Origin of the sequence: Streptomyces sp. JH14 (genome assembly GCF_029428675.1) — a bacterium.
In the GTDB taxonomy this organism is placed as follows: domain Bacteria; phylum Actinomycetota; class Actinomycetes; order Streptomycetales; family Streptomycetaceae; genus Streptomyces.
Map to the genome: position 1 here is coordinate 3,282,970 of NZ_JAJNEL010000001.1, position 17,908 is coordinate 3,300,877.

At 72.1% G+C, this 17,908-nt stretch carries 13 protein-coding genes, 1 tRNA gene and 1 riboswitch; of the genes, 6 read left to right on the forward strand and 8 right to left on the reverse strand.

Translation table 11 applies throughout. The annotated features are described in order from the left end of the window. Window positions 1–15: 15 nt before the first annotated feature. The gene (locus LRD69_RS14785; protein WP_277327037.1) at window positions 16–2,127 is read right to left on the reverse strand and encodes an asparagine synthase-related protein; all 2,112 of its coding nucleotides are present in this window, start codon (window positions 2,125–2,127) and stop codon (window positions 16–18) included. A gap of 1,106 nt (window positions 2,128–3,233) precedes the next feature. On the opposite strand from LRD69_RS14785, the gene LRD69_RS14790 reads away from it, so the two are divergent. The 4 genes from LRD69_RS14790 to LRD69_RS14805 all read left to right on the forward strand — a co-directional run bounded on the left by LRD69_RS14790 (window position 3,234) and on the right by LRD69_RS14805 (window position 8,788). Beyond that, on the forward strand, window positions 3,234–4,838 hold the full coding sequence (locus LRD69_RS14790) for a sporulation protein (RefSeq protein ID WP_277327038.1): 1,605 nt from the start codon (window positions 3,234–3,236) through the stop codon (window positions 4,836–4,838). A 182-nt stretch (window positions 4,839–5,020) separates the two neighbouring features. After that, complete coding sequence (gene lhgO, locus LRD69_RS14795; RefSeq protein WP_277327039.1) at window positions 5,021–6,277, forward strand: L-2-hydroxyglutarate oxidase; 1,257 nt, start codon at window positions 5,021–5,023, stop codon at window positions 6,275–6,277. Next, window positions 6,270–7,079, forward strand: a complete 810-nt coding sequence (trmB, locus tag LRD69_RS14800; protein ID WP_277327040.1) for a tRNA (guanosine(46)-N7)-methyltransferase TrmB — start codon at window positions 6,270–6,272, stop codon at window positions 7,077–7,079. The genes lhgO and trmB overlap by 8 nt, the downstream gene beginning before the upstream one ends. An 83-nt stretch (window positions 7,080–7,162) precedes the next feature. Beyond that, window positions 7,163–8,788, forward strand: a complete 1,626-nt coding sequence (locus LRD69_RS14805; RefSeq protein ID WP_277327041.1) for a PrsW family glutamic-type intramembrane protease — start codon at window positions 7,163–7,165, stop codon at window positions 8,786–8,788. 4 nt (window positions 8,789–8,792) lie between these two features. On the opposite strand, the gene LRD69_RS14810 is transcribed toward LRD69_RS14805, so the two are convergent. From LRD69_RS14810 to LRD69_RS14835, 6 genes are all read right to left on the reverse strand, one after another. Continuing rightward, window positions 8,793–9,737 (reverse strand): aldo/keto reductase, encoded by a 945-nt coding sequence (locus LRD69_RS14810; RefSeq protein WP_277327042.1) that lies wholly within the window; start codon window positions 9,735–9,737, stop codon window positions 8,793–8,795. 175 nt (window positions 9,738–9,912) lie between these two features. Beyond that, complete coding sequence (locus tag LRD69_RS14815; RefSeq protein WP_277327043.1) at window positions 9,913–11,028, reverse strand: M23 family metallopeptidase; 1,116 nt, start codon at window positions 11,026–11,028, stop codon at window positions 9,913–9,915. 11 nt (window positions 11,029–11,039) lie between these two features. Continuing rightward, window positions 11,040–11,192, reverse strand: a riboswitch (cyclic di-AMP (ydaO/yuaA leader). 270 nt (window positions 11,193–11,462) lie between these two features. Then, window positions 11,463–12,641 carry a PP2C family protein-serine/threonine phosphatase gene (locus tag LRD69_RS14820; RefSeq protein ID WP_277327044.1) on the reverse strand — a complete coding sequence of 393 codons (1,179 nt, stop codon included), beginning with the start codon at window positions 12,639–12,641 and terminating at the stop codon, window positions 11,463–11,465. A gap of 152 nt (window positions 12,642–12,793) precedes the next feature. Continuing rightward, window positions 12,794–12,867: transfer RNA gene (locus LRD69_RS14825), tRNA-Met, on the reverse strand. A 146-nt stretch (window positions 12,868–13,013) separates the two neighbouring features. Continuing rightward, on the reverse strand, window positions 13,014–14,210 hold the full coding sequence (locus LRD69_RS14830) for a flotillin family protein (protein WP_277327045.1): 1,197 nt from the start codon (window positions 14,208–14,210) through the stop codon (window positions 13,014–13,016). 73 nt (window positions 14,211–14,283) lie between these two features. Further along, window positions 14,284–14,505: a hypothetical protein gene (locus LRD69_RS14835; RefSeq protein ID WP_277327046.1), complete on the reverse strand. Its 222-nt coding sequence runs from the start codon at window positions 14,503–14,505 to the stop codon at window positions 14,284–14,286. A gap of 168 nt (window positions 14,506–14,673) precedes the next feature. Here LRD69_RS14835 and LRD69_RS14840 point away from each other — a divergent pair, with 168 nt between their 5' ends. After that, window positions 14,674–15,087, forward strand: a complete 414-nt coding sequence (locus LRD69_RS14840; protein WP_277327047.1) for an SHOCT domain-containing protein — start codon at window positions 14,674–14,676, stop codon at window positions 15,085–15,087. 67 nt (window positions 15,088–15,154) lie between these two features. Here LRD69_RS14840 and LRD69_RS14845 read toward each other — a convergent pair whose 3' ends face one another. Further along, complete coding sequence (locus LRD69_RS14845; protein WP_277327048.1) at window positions 15,155–16,318, reverse strand: sulfite oxidase; 1,164 nt, start codon at window positions 16,316–16,318, stop codon at window positions 15,155–15,157. Window positions 16,319–16,474: 156 nt separating this feature from the next. On the opposite strand from LRD69_RS14845, the gene LRD69_RS14850 reads away from it, so the two are divergent. After that, on the forward strand, window positions 16,475–17,863 hold the full coding sequence (locus LRD69_RS14850; protein WP_277327049.1) for an FAD-binding oxidoreductase: 1,389 nt from the start codon (window positions 16,475–16,477) through the stop codon (window positions 17,861–17,863). Window positions 17,864–17,908 lie beyond the last annotated feature (45 nt).

Below are 17,908 nucleotides of genomic sequence, written 5' to 3' on the forward strand. Positions count from 1 at the left end.
TCGGCGGGGTCGCGGTCAGCGCTGCACGGCGCGGCGGGCCGGGGCCACCCCGCCTGCCACCGCCCGTTGGCGCGGCGCCGCCGTGCCCGTCCAGCAGGTACCGCGGCGCGAAACGAGACGCCGGAGCCAGAGTTCCGTGGCTGCCAGGTCGGCGAGGCCGTCCAGGGGCAGCGGTGCGCCCTCGGAGGCCGCCCGCAGGGCCTTCCGCACCACCCGGGCCTCGATCAGGCCCGCGTCGGCGAGCAGCGGGGCGTCGAAGAGGGCGATCAGGTCGGGGAGCGCGGTGCGCAGGCCCGTGCGGCTGACCGCGGTCGACGTGGCCTGGGAGGGGGTGCCCCAGCCCGGCGGCAGTTCGTGGATGCCCGCACCCGCGAGGACCCGGCGCAGGACAGCGGCGCGGGCGCCCGGCTGGACCCGGAGCGATTCGGGCAGCGCGCGGGCGGCGCGTACCACCTGGTTGTCGAGGAACGGGGCGTGCAGCCGCTGGCTGCGGATCTCCGCGGCCTGTTCCAGGATCCGGTGGTCTGCGGCGTGCCGGGCGAGCGCGGCGCGGGCGCGCGCCTCGCCGGGGCGCTGGACGGAGGCGGGACGGAGCGCCGCCTCTTGAAGACGGACCGATACTTCCGCGAGCGCTTCCCCTGTCAGCCAGCGGGCGGCCGGGCCCGGCCGCGACCAGGTGAGCGCGGCCAGCGAGGCGTCGGCGGGGGTGCCGAGGCCGGGCGTGTGCCGGTTGGCGTCCGGGAGCCGGTCGGCCGCCGCTTCGAGGCCGGTGCGGTACGACGTACGGGCCAGGCGGCGGGCCGCACGGTAGACCGTCAGCGGTACGAACAGCGAGTGCGCGGACGGCGGTTCGGCTCTGGCCAGGGCGGCGACCGGGCGCAGGAGGTGGCGTCGGCGCCGGTCCATCAGCAGGTCGGCAAGACGGGCCGGGTGGGCGTCGAGGACCTGCCGTGCGCCGTCGCCGACGAAGTGGTCGGCGCTGCCGGCAGTGAGCCGGCGGCGGTGGCGTTCGGCGACGACGAGGGACGGGGCCGGTTCGTCGGTGAGCGGGCCGCCGCCCAGGTCGGCGTAGGGCAGGGCCTCCTCGCCGGCCGCGACGACGACATGGTGCAGACGCGGGTTGGCGGCGATGACCGCCGCCCGTTCGAGTTCGTCCTCGTGGTCGCGGGTGGTGAGGTCGTTGAAGGTGACGGCGAGCAGCCGCTCCCCCGCTCCCGTGCCGTGGCCGAGGAGAGTGCCCGGCAGGCCCGGCAGGCCCGCGGCGAGCAGGGCGAGGGTGGCTGAGGCACTGCCTCCGGAGAGGTCGGCGCCGATGCCGGGGACGGGCGCGCCGCGGGCGGCACGGCGTTCGGCGGGGCCCATGCCTGGAACCGGGCCGGGGTCCGGCGGCTGGGTCTCGGGGGCGTGCCGCGGGGCCGTGAGCCTGGTGCGTACCGCTTCGACCAGCGCGTCGCGCACCCCGTCGACGGCGCTCACCGGGTCGAGCTGGGGCGCGGCGACGGCGAGGGAGGCCACCGGTTCGTACCCGGTGACCTCGCGCGAGCCTTCGCGGAGGATGAGCGCGTGCCCAGGCGGGATGCGCTTCACACCCGCGTACGGAGTGCCGTCGCGCAGCGCTTCCGGTGTCTCGGGGCAGGCGAGCAGCGCGGCCAGGTGACCGATGTCCAGCTGCGCCTCGATCAGATCGGCGAGCGGGAGCGCGGCGGTTGCGTACGCCGTACCGCTGGCCCAGGGCGTGTAGAAGACCGGGCGGGCTCCGGCGAGGTCCCCGACGACGGTGATCCGTCGGCCTATCTGGACGACGGCCGTGTAACTGCCCGACCAGGCGGTGAGATGGCGCAACGCGCCGCCGCGGGCGGCGAGCAGGCCGAGCCGCAGCTGTTCGTCGGTGGCGCCGCAGCAGCCGAGAACGGCGAGACGGGCCGTGGGTGCGCCCTCGGCGGTCTCGAGGGTGCTGATCCGGATCTCGTCGGGACGCCAGTCGCCCACGGCCCAGAGCGGATCCGGGTCGCCCCACAGGAGCTGGGAGCCCACGGGGTGCACCGTGCGCCCCTCGTCACCCGCGCCGACCGCCCCGACCGTGCCGAAACTCGCGGCGATACTGCTCCAGCCCACCAACCAACGCATCGCCGCCTCCACAGGCTGTGGACAAAACGGCGCGCCAGGAACACGTCGGGAGAACTGCGGGAACACGCAGCGCCGTTGCGAACATGCTGCCACGACAACGGCGCGCAGGAGCGGCTATGGAGGGGCGCACGTCGGAAGCGCATGCGCCCCTGGCAAAAAGCCGAAGAGAGGATGTCGTTACCCGGCCCCGGCGAGACGCCCGGAGAGGCAACGGACCTGACTGTTCCGCTTGTTGCCTTCCCCGCCGGCTCCGGACCGTACCGGCCGACTTCCGGCCACCTCCTCGACGGTCCGCCAACGACCCTCCACGTGTCCGCGACTGACTCGGCCCAACCCACGGCGGACCGACGTCATTCGGCCATTCTCGAAGCGCGTATCGACCGTGGGGGCTGACGGAGCCCGCACCGAATGCGCCGTTCCGTCCCGCTTCGACGCAGGGCCGCAGGACCGATTCCGCACCCGCACCGCACCGCTCCCGGCCGGTTCGCCACCGGCTCGACGCACAGTCCGGGAGGCGCGGTTCGCCTCCCGGACCGCTCCGCCGCCTGCGGGGAATGAGGCGGCAGTGTCCCCCAGCCCACTGAGTCCAGTGCAGTGGGCCGACCCACGCAGGACCCATGGAAGCGCTCTCCCGACGGCCGGACAACAGCGCACGGCCGGGCGCACGGCCACACAACAGGAGCACGACGGGAGCTCACCCCGCGGCGTCGGAGCTGCGTTCCGGCGGGTCCGCCACAGCGACCGGATCGTCACGGCGGGCTCGCTCCCCGTCCTCCTCGCGTCCGCCGTATGTCCGCCTCACGCGTCCCGCGCACCCCTCACGCCTTCCCCGGTCACGCGGGCCCCTCCACTGTCCGCCCACCGCCCGTACGGGACCGTCCGCACGGACAACAATCCCGCCATACGGACGTCTGCCCCTTAACGGTAGGGATGCGGCGAACTACGCTGGGTTTACTGAGGTTCTCGGCAGGAGGCATATTCCTCGGAGCTCGGCCATACGCGTGTGCGGCCGGAGTGCCGGGGTCCGTCCCTGGGGAGGACACGGTACGAATGCCGCGCACCTCGACAGGTGACGCGGCGGCCGTCTGTGTGTCGAGGGGTGGCGCATGTCCAGGGAGCAACGCGGGCCGAACGAGAAGCTCGGAACCGTTCTCGCCCTCGCGGGAATCAGCAACGCCGGGCTCGCCCGGCGGGTCAACGACCTCGGGGCGCAGCGCGGACTGACCCTTCGCTACGACAAGACCTCGGTGGCGAGATGGGTCTCCAAGGGCATGGTGCCGCAGGGCGCCGCGCCCCATCTGATCGCCGCGGCGATCGGCGCCAAGCTGGGCCGGCCGGTCCCGCTGCACGAGATCGGGCTCGCGGACGCCGATCCGGCGCCGGAGGTCGGTCTGGCCTTCCCGCGCGATGTGGGTGAGGCGGTGCGTTCGGCCACCGAGTTGTACCGGCTGGATCTGGCCGGACGCCGGGCGGGCGGCGGCGGGATCTGGCAGTCGCTGGCGGGCTCGTTCTCGGTGAGTGCGTACGCGACACCCGCATCCCGCTGGCTGATATCCCCCGCCGACCCGTCGGTGGGACGTGACTCGTCGGCGGTACAGGAGGCGATCCTCGGCACACCGTCTCCGCAGGCCCCGACGAGGCCACAGGGTGCGCAGAGCGCGCTGAGTGCGCCGGGCGCACAACAGGGCGCATCAGGGGGCGAAACGAGCGCAGTCCCGAGCACGCCTGGCGCACCCACTGCGCCCGGCGTTCCCAAGCAGCCGGGGCCGGACTCCCTGAACGACATCTCGCCGCTGCGGGTCGGCCACAGCGATGTGACCAAGCTCCGCGAGGCGGCCCAGGACGCGCGCCGCTGGGACTCCAAGTACGGCGGCGGCGACTGGCGCTCCTCCATGGTCCCGGAGTGCTTACGCGTGGACGCGGCGCCGCTGCTCCTCGGCTCGTACAGCGACGACGTGGGCCGGGCGCTGTTCGGCGCCGCCTCCGAACTGACCAGACTCGCCGGGTGGATGGCGTTCGACACCGGCCAGCAGGAGGCCGCTCAGCGGTACTACATCCAGGCGCTGCGGCTGGCCCGGGCCGCCGCCGACGTACCGCTCGGCGGCTATGTCCTCGCCTCCATGTCGCTGCAGGCGACCTACCGCGGCTTCGCCGACGAGGGGGTGGACCTCGCGCAGGCCGCCGTCGAGCGCAACCGCGGGCTCGCCACCGCCCGCACCATGAGTTTCTTCCGGCTGGTCGAGGCGCGGGCCCATGCGAAGGCGAATGACGCACCGGCCGCGGGGGCCGCGCTGAAGGCTGCCGAGAGCTGGCTGGAGCGGTCCCGCGACGGCGACGCGGACCCGTCGTGGCTGGGCTTCTACTCGTACGACAGGTTCGCCGCCGACGCCGCGGAGTGCTATCGCGACCTCAAGGCGCCCCGGCAGGTGCGGCGGTTCACCGAACAGGCGCTCTCCCGGCCGACCGAGGAGTTCGTCCGCTCGCACGGACTGCGGCTGGTGGTCTCGGCGGTCGCCGAGCTGGAGTCGGGCAATCTGGACGCGGCGTGCGCGGCAGGCACCCGGGCCGTGGAGGTGGCGGGCCGCATCTCGTCGGCGCGGACGACCGAGTACGTACGTGACCTGCTGCACCGCCTCGAACCGTACGGGGACGAACCCCGCGTCGCCGAGCTGCGCGAGCGGGCGCGACCACTGCTGGTGGCGCCCGCGTAGCGGTGCCTCCCGCTGCCGCCCGCGCTCCCTCGTGCCTCCCTCGTGCCTCCCGGGTGCCTGCGGGGAGTCCTCCGGGCGACGTGCAGGCGACCGCCGGCCGAAATCTCGGCGCCACGCTGGCCGCCGCTGGTTTGAGTGCGATGTCAGTGGGTCAGTGCACTATCGGGGTGGGAGGTGGCGTGATGATGACGCACGCGGCGTACGACTGCGATGTGCTGGTGATCGGCGGCGGAATCGTCGGCCTGTCGACGGCGTATGCGATCACACGGACCGCTCCGGGCACACAGGTGACGGTGCTGGAGAAGGAATGGGGCCCGGCGCGCCATCAGACGGGGCGCAACAGTGGGGTGATCCACAGCGGCATCTACTACCGTCCGGGCTCGTTGAAGGCCCGCTATGCACTGCGTGGCTCCGCGGAGATGGTCGACTTCTGTGCCGAACACGGCATTGCGCACGCGGTGACCGGCAAGCTGATCGTCGCGACGGAACGGTCCGAGCTCCCCCGGCTGCATGCGCTGGTGCAGCGTGGCCGGCAGCACGGTCTGCCGGTGCGGGAGCTGGGACCCGCACAGATCGCGGAGTACGAGCCGCAGGTGCGGGGGCTCGCGGCGATCCGGGTCGGCACGACCGGGGTGTGCGACTTCAAGGCGGTCACCGAGCGGTTCGCGGCCGAGGTGCGGGGCGCGGGCGGGCTGATCCGGTTCGGCGCGGAGGTCACGGCGATCGACCGCCGCCCGTGGGGTGTGGCGGTGCGGACGACGGACGGACGGGTGGTGCGGGCCCGGGTCCTGGTCAATTGCGCGGGGCTGCAGAGCGACCGGGTGGCGCTGCTCGCGGGCGACGACCCGGGCATGCGGATCGTGCCCTTCCGTGGGGAGTACTACGAGCTGGCCAGGCCGGATCTGGTGCACGGACTGGTCTACCCGGTGCCCGATCCGGCGTTCCCGTTCCTCGGGGTGCATCTGACCCGGGGCCACGACGGAAGCGTCCACGTCGGGCCGAACGCGGTGCCGGCGCTGGCCCGCGAGGGGTACGGCTGGCCGGTCGTACGCCCGAATGAGCTCTTGGACACACTGGCCTGGCCGGGCTCCTGGCGGATCGCACGCAGGCACTGGCGGTACGGGGCGGGGGAGGTGCACCGTTCGCTGTCGAAGCGTGCCTTCACGGCGGCCGTGCGGCGGCTGCTGCCCGAGGTCACGGAGGACGACCTGCGTCCCGCCGTGGCCGGTGTCCGGGCGCAGGCGGTGCTGCGCAACGGCACGCTGGTGGACGACTTCCTGATCCGCGAGGCCCCGCACACCGTGCATGTCCTGAACGCTCCGTCGCCCGCCGCGACGGCCTCGCTGCCCATCGGGCGGGAGGTGGCACGCAGGGCGCTGCTCCGGGCACGCGGGACGGGGTGGAAGCCGCCCGCCGTAGAATCGGGGCATTGTGTCTGAGTCCTTGAACCCCGCCCCCGAGACCGTCGAGGCCCACGATCTGCGCGCCGCCGCCTTCGAGCGGCAGCGCAGGCTGCGTCAGGAGCCGCGCTTCCCCGGCGGGCCCGCCGCCGATCCGGCCGGATCGCACCACGAGCGCCGGATCCGCAGCTTCCAGCCGCGCCGCAGCCGTGTCACGGCCGGCCAGGAGGACGCCCTGCAGCGCCTCTGGCCGAAGTGGGGCCTGGACATCGACGGTCAGTCGGTCCTCGACCTGCCCGCGCTGTTCGACGGGCTGCCGGTCGTGCTGGAGATCGGCTTCGGCATGGGTGAGGCCACCGCGCAGATGGCGGCCGACGACCTGGGCACCGGCATACTCGCCGTCGATGTGCACACCCCGGGCCAGGGCAATCTGCTCGGTCTCGCGGACCGGAACGGGCTGTCCAACATCCGGGTGGCCAACGGCGACGCGATCATCCTGCTGCGCGAGATGCTGCCGCCGGACGCGCTCGACGGACTGCGGGTGTACTTCCCCGACCCGTGGCCCAAGAAGCGTCACCACAAGCGGCGGCTGATCCAGCCGGAGTTCCTCGATCTGGTGGCGCAGCGGCTGAAGCCGGGGGCCGTGCTGCACTGCGCGACCGACTGGGAGCCGTACGCCGAGCAGATGCTGGAGGTGCTGACCGCGCACCCCCGCTTCGAGAACACCCAGGCGGACGGCGGCTACGCACCGCGGCCCGCGTTCCGGCCGCTGACCCGGTTCGAGGGGCAGGGCCTGGACAAGGGCCATGTCGTGCACGACCTGCTGTTCAACCGCCGCTGAGCTGCGCAATCGCGGAGCCTGCGAACAACGTGGCTGGTGCTGCCCCATGGTCAGTTGTCGGTCCCCCTCGTTAGGGTCATGGGGTGTCCGACGGGTCTGTGCAGCAGCAGGAGTCGCAGCCGGCCGTCCCGCTTCTCGAGGAGCAGCGGGTCGGCGAGATCCTCGCGGCCGTACCGGAACGGAGCCAGTGGCGCTACCGGCCGCGCCGGGTCGGGATGGTGTGGCGGAGCAGGACATTCCGTATCGCTGCGGTGTTCACGGTGCTCGCGCTGTGCGGGCTGGTGATCCTGGCCCTCGTCCGCGCCGAGACCGGCACCGAGGGTTTCCTGGTCGGGCTGGGGCTGGCCGTGCTGCCCGTCCCCCTGCTGATGGCGGCGTTCCGCTGGCTGGACCGGGTCGAACCGTGGCCCTGGCGGAATCTGCTCTTCTCCTTCGGCTGGGGTGCCTGCGCCGCCGCCCTGGTCGCGATCATCGCGAATTCGTTCGCGACCCACTGGATCGCGACGGCCACCGCCGACCCGGCAAGTGCGGACACCCTCGGGGCCACGGTGATAGCGCCGGTCGTCGAGGAGAGCGCGAAGGCCGCGGCGGTCCTGCTGATCTTCCTGTTCCGGCGGCGGGACTTCAGCGGCGTCGTCGACGGTGTGGTGATCGCCGGCTTCACCGCGACCGGCTTCGCCTTCACCGAGAACATCCTCTATCTGGGCAATGCCTTCGGCGAGGACCAGCAGATCGGCTCGGGCTTCGCGTCGGTGACCGCCGCGACGTTCTTCGTACGCGGGGTGATGACGCCGTTCGCGCATCCGCTCTTCACCGTGCTGACCGGTCTGGGCTTCGGCTTCGCGGCAATGGCCGCACGCCGCCGGCGCACCCGCCGGATCCTGCTGCCGCTGCTCGGACTGTTTCTCGCGATGGGCATGCACGCCCTGTGGAACGGCTCGGCGGCGTTCGGCCCGTACGGCTTCTATGCCGTGTACGGGGTGTTCATGGTCCCGGTCTTCGGGCTGGTCTCCTGGCTGGTGATCTGGTCGCGCCAACGTGAGCTGCGCACTCTGGCGACCGAGCTGCCCGTCTATGCGGCGGCCGGCTGGCTGACCCCGGCCGAGCCCCTCGCGCTCTCGTCGATACGGGCCCGCGGCATGGCCCGGGACATGGCCCGCCGCCAGCACGCGCACGGGTACGGATCCCCGTACGCCACCCCCTACGCCGGCGCGGGCCACGGCTACCCGACGCCCGGGTACGCACCACCCGGGTATGCAGCCGCCGGATACGCACCACCCGGATACGCGGCACCCGGTCACCCGCAGCCCCACCTCCCGGCGTACGGCGGCAACCGGGTCGCGGCGCAGGTCCGCAGCCATGCCAAGGCGCAGGCAAAGGCGCGTGGCAAGGCGGCGGCCCGTGCGGTCGCCGAGTACGAATCGTTCGCGACGTCCCTGGCGTTCCTGCGCCGCCGGGCCCGCCGCGGAGCGGCGGACCCGGACTTCGCGGCGCGCGAGCTGGAACTGCTGCACCACCTCTGGCAGCGCAGGGAGGTGGCCGGCCCCGCCCTGGCGTACGCGGCGCAGGCATCGGGTCGTCTGCGCCCCCGGTACATATCCCCGGGGCCGGCCCCGCACCAGCAGTACGGCGGCTACGGCCCCTCCCCTTATCTGCCGCCCCACACCCGGCCGCCCTACGGCAGCCAACCGCCCGGGCGCTCCTGGTAGGGACTCAGGCGGACGCTCCGGTGAGTTCCGCCAGCTCCTGCTCGGTCAGCTGAAGGCCGGCGACGTCCACCAGGGCGGGCACCTGCTCGACCGTGCGGGCCGAGGCGATCGGCGCGGCAACGGTCGGCTGGGCAGCGAGCCAGGCCAGGGCGACCGTCGCGATCTCGGCGTCGCGCTCCTTGGCGACCCTGTCGAGTGCGGCCAGGACGTTCTGCCCCCGCTCCGACTCCAGGTGCCGGCCGGCCTTCTCGGCGCGGGCGCTCTCCACCGACACGCCCGGACGGTACTTACCGGTGAGGAAGCCCGAGGCCAGGGCGAAGTACGGGACGGCGGCGAGCCCGGCGCGGGCGGCCGTCTCCTGGAGCTCGCCCTCGTAGGTGTCGCGCGAGACGAGGTTGTAGTGCGGCTGCAGCGCGACGTACCGGGCGAGCCCCTCGCGCTCCGAGAAGTCCAGCGAGGCCTGGAGCCGCTCCGGGCTGATGTTGGAGGCCGCGATGGCGCGCACCTTGCCGTCCTTCACCAGCCGGTCGAGGGCGCTGATGATCTCCTCGACCGGGACCGTCTCGTCGTCGTAGTGCGTGTAGTAGAGGTCGATGTGGTCGGTGCCGAGCCGGCGCAGCGATTCCTCGGCCGCGGCCTTGATGGTCGTGGCGGAGAGTCCCTTGTATGCGGGGTGGGAGCCGACCTTGGTCGCGACGACGATGTCGGAACGGTTGCCCCGGGCGGCGAGCCACTTGCCGATGATCGTCTCCGACTCGCCGCCCTCGTTGCCCGGGACCCAGGCGGAGTACACGTCGGCGGTGTCGATGAAGTTGCCGCCCGCCGCGGCGTAGGCGTCGAGCACGGCGAACGACTGTGCCTCGTCGGCGGTCCAGCCGAAGACGTTGCCGCCGAGGGCGAGCGGGAAGACCTGAAGGTCGGAAGAGCCGAGCTTACGGAGAGAAGTCACGGCGGATCAACGAATTCCGCCGCGCCCGCTATTCCGTGCAGAGGGCATGTGCCCAGCCGGCATCACGCCCCGAGGGTGAGGCGCCGGGACTCGGGAAAAGCGGACCGGCAGCCCTGACGTCGGGGGGTGAGCGTCGGGACTGCCGGGGTTCGGATGCCGGGGAACCGGCGCGGGCTCAGACGGTGAGGCCCTTGTCGCGCAGCCAGGTCATCGGGTCGATGCCGGTGCCGGCCGGAGTGTGGACCTCCAGGTGGAGGTGGGGCCCGGTCACATTGCCGGTGGCGCCGACACGGCCGATGGTGTCACCGGTGGTGACCTTCTGGCCGACGGTGACGTCGATCGACGACTGGTGGCAGAACCACAGCTCCGTACCGTCCTCCAGCTCCAGGACCGTGCGGTAGCCGTACGAGCCGGACCAGCCCGCCGACTTGATGGTGCCGCTGTGGACGGCCTTGATCGGGGTGCCGGTGGGCGCCGCGAAATCGAGGCCGGTGTGGTAGCCGGAGGACCACATCGAACCGGCTTCGCCGAAGGTCGAGGTGATCGTGTACGAGGAGGTGGGGATGGTGAACGACGCGGCGAGCTTGGCGATCCGTTCGGCCTCGGCCTTCGCCTTCGCGGCTTCCTCCGCCTTCTTCTTCTCGGCGGCGGCCTTGGCCTCCGCGGCGTCCTGCTTCGCCTTGGCCTCGGCGGCGGCCTTCTCGGTGGCGGCCTTCTCCTCGGCGGCCTTGGCCTCCGCGTCGGCGGCGCTCTGCTGCTGCTCGGCCTGCTGGAGGATGCGGGCGCGCAGTGCCTCGCCGGCGTCGGTGGCGCCCTGCTCGGCCTCGGCGGTGGTGATGCCGGCGCTGGTGAGCGGGGCCGCGGACTCCGCGGCCTTCGCCTGGTCGACGGAGTCGTCGGCGAACAGACTGCCCACGCCGGGAAGGGACTTGGCGTCGGGGAGGTTGTCCGCGAGGGAGTCGGGAAGGGAGATGGAGACCGGCGGCTTGCTCTGCGCGGTGGCCATGCCGCCCGCGCCGACGGCCGCGATGACGCCGACTCCGAGCACCGTGGAGCTGCGGGCGAGTCCGTTGCGCTGCTTGGCGACGCGATGCCTGCCGCGCACGGGGCGGACGGACTCCTCGGTGGGATTCCATTCCTCCCAGGACCGGTCGCTCTCACCGAAGCCGTCGGCTGTGAAGTCAGTGGTGAACTCGGCGCCGAATTCGGTTCTCCGGTCGTTTCCGTACTCGCTCGCGAAGTCGGAGCCGAACCGGGAGGGGGCTTCGGGGGCAGGCTTGTTGGACGCCACGGGGGCGCACTCCTTTCCTTCCTTCTCGCCTACCGGGTTAGCTGACGGGTTCGGAGCAGGAAGGTCTCCTACGGATCCCTCTGCCTCTTACGAGACACAGGTGTCCGATTCACCCCATGTAGGTGGTTCCCCGGTTCCCTTGCGGAATTCGGCGCTCGCGCACGGTGCCGCCACTGACGACGGCTGGGACAACCGCGCTGCGTTATCGAACGTTAATAGACACACGGGCCCGATTCCAAGCCGTTCCCAGTGATCATTCACGGCCTTGGCCTGGACTTTACGGGACACAATCGGGCGGAAACGGGCGAGTTGAACGCCCCTCAGCCATTACCCGGTTTCTGACGTTGCGTCAAATGTTATGCGGAGCGGCGTCTTTCGGTCACGGACAGTGGCATCGGCCCACACAGTCCTCTCACCGGCTCGGCCGAGTCTTCTCACCGGCCCGGATTTCCTTCGCCCGCACGCGCATCACGTCCCACGATCTTCACCGTCGTCCGCCGCTCCGGCTGCCCCTCCGCGGGGCGCTCGACGGCGAGCAGCGCCATGTCGTCGGTGGACTTGCCGCCGGTGTGCAGCCGTACGTCGTCGGAGAGCGCGGACAGCAGCTCCTCGGGCCCGGGAAAGATCCGGCCGCGCAGCCGGGCCGCCGGATCGTAGAAGACCCCCTGTGGGTCGCGGGCCTCGGAGAGCCCGTCCGTGAAGGCGAGCAGCGTCGCGCCGGCGGCCAGACCCCATACGTCGGCCCGGTCCGCCCACACCCCCAGGTCCATGCCGAGCGGCAGCGCGGGCACCGACGGCGCCAGCACGTCCAGGGCGCCGTCGGGGTGGATCAGCAATGGCTCGGGGTGGCCGCGGTTGACGATCCGCACCTCGTCCGCGCCGGGCGGGATCTCGGCGAGCACGGCCGTCACGAACCCCTCGACCGGATCGATCCCGCGCTGCCGCGCCCCCTCCCGCGCCAGCGCCCGTTCCAGCCGCTGCGCCACGCGCTCCAGCGAGTCCTCCTGCTCGGCGGCCTCCCGGAACGCACCGATGATCACGGCCACCGCCTCGACCGCCTGGAGCCCCTTGCCGCGCACGTCCCCGACGACGAGCCGCACCCCGTGCGGGCTCTCCGCCACGGCGAACAGGTCGCCGCCGACGTACTCGTCCGCCTGGGCCGCCTCGTACCGCGCCGCGACGCGGAGCCCCCCGATCCGGTCCATGGGGGCCGGCAGCACGGCCCGCATGGCGGTCTCCGCGATGAACCGCGCCGAGGCCAGCTGCTCGTTGCTGTGCCGTACCACCCCGTTGATGACGACGGCGAGGATCGAGACCGTGAGCACGGTGAAGACCTCGATGACCGGCACGACGTGCATCAGCGTGCCGCTGGCCGTCCGCAGCACGACGATGGCGAGGACCGCTGCCGCGCCGGTACGGATGGCGCCGGCCAGCGAGACGAACGGGGCGGCGATCAACGGGGCCGCCACGAACAGCGGCACGGCGGTGAAGGCCGGCGGCGCGAAGTAGTCGAAGAGAATCCCGCCGACGATCATCAGGACCGGCAGCGTCCGGACGAACTGCCAGGCCCAGCCGTCGCCCAGGGCCTGCGCACCGCTCGGCTTCTCCGCCATCCCCACCTGTGTTCTCCTGCCCGGTGCGCCCTGTGACCTCCCAGGTTCGCCGGAGCGGCCTCACGCGGCGACTCCTCGTCGGCCAATGGGGGGAGAGGACACATACGCATCAGGCCCGGCACGCTTGATGCGTGCCGGGCCTGATGTTTCAGTAGCGGGGACAGGATTTGAACCTGCGACCTCTGGGTTATGAGCCCAGCGAGCTACCGAGCTGCTCCACCCCGCGTCGGTGAACACAACTCTACGCCATCCGGGACGGGCTGCTGACCAATTGTGGAATGAGTGCCGAACCGCCCGGCCCCGGGCACGAGATCCTGGCGGTCCCGGCCCGCCCCGGGCCTCTGCCGGACCCGGCCCGGGGCGGGTCCCCGGTCACTTCGATTCGGTGATGCGCGGCGTCTGCTTCCCGTTGACCGCACCCGCTCCCGCCCCCGCGCTGCGCTGGAGCGCGTGGAGGATGGCCAGCCCCTGGCCGACCACGCCCGCCGCCATCTCGTTGACCCCGTTGGTGCCGTTGAGCACGGTGAGGTCGGCGCCCTTCATCCCGCGGGCCGCCGCGTCCGCCAGCGCCGGCAGGTTCTCCACGATGCGGTTGGCCGCGATCAGCTCCTGGTTTCCGTCCCGGAGCGAGGCGGCGCGGGCGGTGTTGGCATCGGCCTGCGCCTGGGCGAGGGTCCGCTCGGTGTACGCATTGCCGTCGGCCTGGAACTTCGCCCGGTCCCGGGCGGCCTCGGCGAGCGTGCGCTGCCGGTACGCCTCGGCGTCCGCCGGACGCCTGACCTCCGCCTCCAGCCGCTGTGCGGCCAGCGCGGCCTGGCGCTCCGCCAGGGCGGTCTGCTCCTCGATGACCTCCTGCGACGACCTGGCCTGGGCGAGCGGCCCGGCCTGGGCGGCGCGGGCGTTGTACTGCTCGGTCTCGGCGAGGAAGCCGGCCCGCTTGATCGCGGTGTCCCGTTCGTACTCGGCCTTGAGCGCCGCGGCCTGCTGCTCACGCTCGGACGCCTCCTGGTCGGCCCTGGCCTGGGCGATCCGGGCCTGGCTGGCGACGGCGGCCGCGTGCGGGGCGGCGAGGTTGCTGATGTAGCCGGTGGCGTCGTCGATCTCCTGGATCTGCAGGGCGTCCACGACGATGCCCAGCTTCTCCATCTCGCCGTGGCTGCCGGCGATGACCTCCTGGGAGACCCGGTTCCGTTCCCGGATGATCTGCTCGACGGTCAGCCCGCCGATGATGGATCGCAGGTGACCGGCGAAGATCCGGCCCGCGAGTTCCTCCATCTGGTCCTGTTCGGACAGGAAGCGGCGTGCCGCGTTGGCGATGGAGACGGCGTCGTCACCGACCTTGAAGACGGCGACCGCGCGGACGTTGAGGCGGATGCCCTGCTGGGTGACGCAGTCCTCGGTGATCTCGGCCTCGCGCAGCGCCAGGGAGAGCATGCGCGCCTTCTGCTTCACCGGTACGACGAAACTGCCGTGGCCGGTGACGATCCGGAACTGCGTGTCCTGCGTCTGCCGCTTCGATCCGGAGATGAGCATCGCCTCGTTGGGGGCGGGAACGTGCCAGAACAACATGAGCGGACTCCTGCCGTACGTCATTTCACCTCGACGTCGTCCCCCGACGTCATCCCCCGGTGCCGGATCCCGTTCAGGACGGCAGACGTTCGACGATCACGCTGCGCGCCGAGACCGAGTCGACGACAACGACGCGTTCGTCCCTGTCGATCGACGTCGACGACCATGCGGTGTAGGCCTCCGAACCGCCCCGTACGGCCACCAGCACTTCGCCCGGGCCACCCTGCGGGATCGGCACGGTGACGCGCCCCACCGCCCCGACCGGGCTCAGAGCGGACTCGTCTGCGGCTCTCATACGCCCTCGCACTCGCCCACGCCTTCGTCGACGGTTCCACGGTACTCCGCAGCACCCCCGGAGGACCGGTGCCGAACCACGACGAGCAGACGCCCATATGTGGTGATATGACTAATTCAGCATTCAGTCATTCGGCGCTGAACCGCGGCGACGACTAGGGAGCTGAACATGGACGACTACCCCCTGCTCAATCTCTTCTGGACCATGCTCTGGTTCTTCCTCTGGATCATGTGGCTGTTCCTGCTCTTCAAGGTCATCGTGGACATCTTCCGCAGCGACGACCTGGGTGGCTGGGCCAAGGCGGGCTGGCTGATCCTGGCCCTGGTGGTGCCGTACCTCGGCGTCCTGATCTACGTGATCGCGCGCGGCAAGTCCATGGGGAAGCGCGACGTGAAGGAGGCCCAGGAGAGAGAGGCCGCCTTCAAGGCGTACGTGCGCGAGGCGGCGGGCACGGGCGGCAAGGGCGCCGCGGCGAAGGGCGGCCCGAGCGTCGACGAACTGGCCAAACTCGCGGACCTCAGGGACCGTGGCGCGATCACCGACGAGGAGTTCGTGCAGGCCAAGACGAAGCTCCTGATCTGAGGCGTACTCCGCGTCCGAGCTGCACCGCCCGGCCCCGGCGGTGCAGCTCGTTCCCGGGCGTCCCGGTTCAGTCCGGACGCCCCGCCCCGCAGTGCACCGGGATCCGCTGGACAGCGTTGTTGCCGAAGCCGCCGCGGTTCCACGGCTGGCGCAGGGGCTGTACCCGGCCCGCCGCATCGGTGGCGCGGGCGGCGAGGACATGCCTGCCGGGGGTGGCCTTCCACGACGCCTGCCACCGCTGCCACGCCCAGATGTGCGACCCGTCCCCGTCCGGCGCGGCGAGCTCGGCGTCGTACCAGGAACGGCAGTCGTCGGTGGTCACCTCGACCCGGGTGACGGGCGGCCGCCCCGACCAGGCCCTGCCTTCCAGCAGCAGCCGCCCGGGATGGACAAAACGGGTCCTGGACATGAAGTCCGGGAAGCCGGGCGGGATCATCAGCGCCCGCGGGGCGATCCGGGTGACGGGCTCGCCGGGATCGTCGGGCTCCTGGCGGTAGCGGTACGCCGTCGTCTGCTGGAACCCGGTGAACGGGGTGCTGGTGAGCCGGATCTCGCGGAGCCACTTCACGTGGGCCATGCCGTACCAGCCCGGCACCACCAGCCGGAGCGGATGGCCGTGCTGCGGCGGCAGCGGCCCGCCGTTCATCCGGTACGCCACCAGCACGTCCGGGTCGTCGCCGATGGCCACCTCCAACGGCAGGCTCCGCCGGTAGTCCTGCTCGACGCCCCGCTCGACGCCGTGGTCGGCCCCGCAGAAGACGGCCTCGACGGCGTCCGGCTCGACCCCGGCCTCGGCGAGCAGCAGCCGCAGCGGCACCCCGGTCCATTCGGCCGTACCGACCGCTTCGACCTGCCACGGCTGGCTGACCGGACGCGGGGTGAGCAGGGCCCGCCCGTTGCCCGCACACTCCATCGTGACGCGATGCGTGACGGCCGGGAACGACCGCAGGGCCGCCGCGTCCAGCGCCAGCGGCCTGCGGACCCGGCCGTGCACCGTGAGCTGCCAGCCGTGGGAGCGCCCGGCACAGGCGTCGGGGACATAGGGAATGTCGTAGTGGACCAGTACGTAGTGGAGGCCGGACGGCGTGACGTCGTAGCGCAGCGCCTCCAGCGGCAGACCGTGGTTGCGCGCCGCGAGCGCGAGCTCCTCCGGGCTGATGCCCTCGCCGGGCCCGGCGAGGCGCCCCCGGGGGCTGACGCCGCCGTCGAAGGGCCCCGGACGTCCGTCCATGGCTTCATGGTGCGCCTGCGGGTCGCCACCGCCCACCGCTCCCCGCCTCCCGGACACCGCATGTCGCTCTTTGCCCGGCGCCGGGCGATTGCACGGCCTCCTCGCGGGCGGGAGCGTGGAGACATCAGCGCTCCGCGCCCCGGCAAGGAGAGGGTCATGGACGGCAGCACGCTCGAGGCGATGGGGGCCGCGCTGCGCGGTCCGGTCATCGGCCCGCAGGACCCGGAGTACCGCGAGGCCCGCACGGTCTACAACGCCATGATCGACCGGCGTCCGGCCGCCGTGGTGCGGTGCGCGGACGCGGCGGACGTCATGGCAGCGGTCGGCTTCCTCCGTACCGAAGGACTCGAACTCGCCGTCCGGGGCGGCGGGCACAGCGGCGCCGGGCTGTGTCTGGTGGACGACGGTGTCACCCTCGACCTGTCGCCGATGCGCTGGGCGGACATCGATCCGGGGGCCAGGACGGCTCGGGTCGGCGGCGGCGCCGTGCTGGGCGACCTCGACCACGCCGCCCATGCGTTCGGGCTGGCCACCCCGTCCGGGATCATGTCGACGACCGGCGTCGGCGGGCTCACCGTCGGCGGCGGTCACGGTCATCTCACCCGCAGGTACGGACTGGCGGTGGACAACCTCCTCTCGGCGGACGTCGTCCTGGCCGACGGAAGCTTCGTCACCGCGAACGAGACCGAGAACGCCGACCTGTTCTGGGCGTTGCGCGGCGGCGGCGGGAACTTCGGCATCGTCACCGCGTTCACCTTCCGGCTCCATCCGGTGGACACCGTGGGCGTCGGGATCACGGTGTGGCCGGTCGACCGGACCCGCGAAGTCCTCGAGTGGTACCGGGACTTCCTGCCGCAGGCGCCCGAGGACCTGAACGGCTTCTTCGCGGCGCTCAGCGTGCCGCCGGGTCCGCCGTTCCCCGAGGAGATCCACGGTCAGAAGATGTGCGGGGTCATCTGGTGCTGGACCGGCGACCCCGGCCTCCTCGGCACCACGCTCGCCGTGGTGGACGAACCGGGTCCCCCCGCGTTCCACTTCACCGCACCGATGCCCTACCCGGCGCTGCAGACCATGTTCGACGGACTGCTCCCGGCCGGCCTGCAGTGGTACTGGCGGGGCAACTTCTTCGACCGGATCACGGACGACGCCGTCGACGTGCACGTCAAGTACGCCGAGAACCTCCCCACCGACCTGTCGACCACGCACCTGTACCCGGTCGACGGAGCCGCCCACCGGATCGGCGCGGACGACACGGCGTGGGCGTACCGGGACGCGGTCTGGTCCGGCGTCATCGCCGGCATCGACCCCGACCCGGACAAGGCCGAGACGCTCAGGCAGTGGTGCGTCGACTACTGGGAGGAGCTCCACCCGCACTCGATGGGCGGAACGTACGTGAACTTCATGGGAACGGGTGAGACCCCCGACCGGGTCCGCGCCTCCTACCGCGACCACTACGACCGTCTCGCGGCCGTCAAGCGCGCCTACGATCCGGACAACGTCTTCCACGTCAACCACAACATCGAGCCGGCCGCGTCGCCGAGCTGACGGGACTCCCCCTGTCGCCGGCCTGGATGGCCCCGGCTCGTGCCC